At 59.4% G+C, this 2,153-nt stretch carries 2 protein-coding genes and 2 tRNA genes; all 4 read left to right on the forward strand.

What is annotated here, in order from left to right:
- The coding region (locus A2J02_RS27115; RefSeq protein WP_197477937.1) for a DUF3566 domain-containing protein at positions 1-94 on the forward strand (94 nt) is incomplete at its 5' end.
- A gap of 109 nt (positions 95-203) precedes the next feature.
- Positions 204-277: transfer RNA gene (locus A2J02_RS04990), tRNA-Ile, on the forward strand.
- 190 nt (positions 278-467) lie between these two features.
- Positions 468-540, forward strand: a tRNA-Ala gene (locus tag A2J02_RS04995).
- A gap of 413 nt (positions 541-953) precedes the next feature.
- Complete coding sequence (locus A2J02_RS05000) at positions 954-1,904, forward strand: acyl-ACP desaturase (RefSeq protein WP_068047542.1); 951 nt, start codon at positions 954-956, stop codon at positions 1,902-1,904.
- Positions 1,905-2,153: the final 249 nt, after the last annotated feature.

Below are 2,153 nucleotides of genomic sequence, written 5' to 3' on the forward strand. Positions count from 1 at the left end.
CTTCACCGCTCTCACCACCATCGGCGCCTTCATCTACAACCTGTCGTCGGACCTGGTCGGTGGCGTCGAAGTGACACTGGCAGACCGCGACTGACCTGCACCATCGAGAGCCGTATCGGGCCGTTTTGGAAGACAGCGGCCCGATACGGTAATCTCATCCCTCGGTTCGAGGAGAGCTTTTCTTCGGCCCGAAGTAGTGATGAGGGCCTATAGCTCAGGCGGTTAGAGCGCTTCCCTGATAAGGAAGAGGTCGGAGGTTCAAGTCCTCCTAGGCCCACACCGAACGAACGAAAAGAGGCAGGACATGAAAATCCTTCTTCTTGTCGCATCGGCGGTGATCGCAGTGCTGACAGTATCGAAGGTGCGCTCGCAGCGCAGCTCGGACGGCGTCTGGCACAGCATCCCCACCGCGTGACAATCGCTCGGAGTGGACGTGTAGAGTTCGTCCACGATTACCGGTAACACCCGGGGCCTTAGCTCAGTTGGTAGAGCGCTGCCTTTGCAAGGCAGATGTCAGGAGTTCGAATCTCCTAGGCTCCACAAAGAAAAGGACGTCCACTTCGGTGGGCGTCCTTTTTCGTCTCTCCAGCCGACCCCCCATGTCCACTCGATGTGACATTGACCCACGAAAAGTCCACTGAATGTGACATTGAGTGCCATCGGGTGCGCCGCGAGATCCCCCGGCCACTCAGCTTGACCGGTTGTGATTGGACCCAAGGCGATCTGTGTTTCGGCGCCCACATGTCCAGACAGTCGTCGGTTCGGTGTCGTATCGATGGTTCGGTCCTTAGCGTGGTCGCTGTGCAAGGACGTCGGTTCTCGGATCGACGTGAATGGTCGCGACGGCGCACCGCAGGGGGGTGTGCCGTCGTTCGATCTCGGCGGGCGGTGTTCGCCACTGTCTCGAATCGATCGGCGATTCGGGCATCTCGAATCTCGAAGGAGTCCCGCAGATGACGCGCGTTCTCGATCATGAAGAGCTGTTGAGGGAACTCGACGGCACGTTGGAAGCCAATTTGAATCGTCATCTGTCGATGGCGAAGGAATGGCATCCGCATGATTACGTTCCGTGGGATCTGGGTCGCAATTTCGCGGCGATGGGTGGGCAGGACTGGTCCCTCGAGCAGTCGTCGTTGTCGGAACTGGCGCGCACGGCGATGATCACCAATTTGCTCACCGAGGACAATCTGCCGTCGTATCACCGGGGGCTGGCAGACAATTTTTCGTTGGACGGTGCCTGGGGGACATGGGTGGGGCGCTGGACTGCGGAGGAGAACCGTCACGGCATCGTCATGCGCGATTATCTGGTGGTGACGCGTGCGGTGGATCCCGTCGAGTTGGAGCGCGCTCGAATGCACCACATGACGGTTGGTGTCGATGCGCCGATGGACGGTGCCAATTTCCTGCATTCGGTGGCGTATGTGACGTTCCAGGAGTTGGCGACACGGGTGTCGCATCGAAACACGGGATTGGCGTGCGGGGATCCGGTGGCGGATCGAATGTTGGCTCGTGTCGCTGCCGACGAGAACCTGCACATGATCTTCTATCGGAACCTCGGTGAGGCGTCGCTGGATCTGGTGCCCGATCAGATGGTTCGCGCCATCACCGATGTCGCGACCGACTTTCAGATGCCCGGCCTGAACATGCCCAATTTCCGCAAGAACGCGATGACCTTGGCCAAGCACGGGATCTACGATCTACGGCAGCATCTGGACGAGGTGTTGATGCCTGTTCTGCGCAAGTGGAAGATCTTCGAGCGCAACGATTTCACGGGTGAGGGCGAGCGGGATCGCGATCGACTGGCAGCGTTCGTCGAGGACTTGGCCGAGAAGGCAACCAAGTTCGAGGAGTCACGTGATCGACTACTTGCCAGGGAGGCAGCGCGCGCCGAGAAGGCGTCCTGACCTGCTGCGCTTTCGCTGGCCAGAGTCGTGATCGGGTCTCGGAGGTGTTAGAGTCCGGGCATCGTTGGGTCATGTGAGGCGATGGCCGTAGTGCGTGGGGAGGGCCGATGATGCCTGGGGGGTATCGGGTGAGTGGTGGTGTTCTCTTCGGTGAACGGATAGTGCCCCATGGGGTGGTGTAATTCGGATCGGTGAACCATCCGGTTCATGATCAACGAGTTGTGTTGTATGTTAGGCGCTTTCGAGCTG

This window comes from Rhodococcus sp. EPR-147, assembly GCF_001647185.1.
Taxonomy (GTDB): domain Bacteria; phylum Actinomycetota; class Actinomycetes; order Mycobacteriales; family Mycobacteriaceae; genus Rhodococcoides.

Excerpts from the sequence above, each read along its gene's own strand:
- A2J02_RS05000 (WP_068047542.1), top strand. The coding sequence starts at position 954 with ATGACGCGCGTTCTCGATCATGAAGAGCTGTTGAGGGAACTCGACGGC.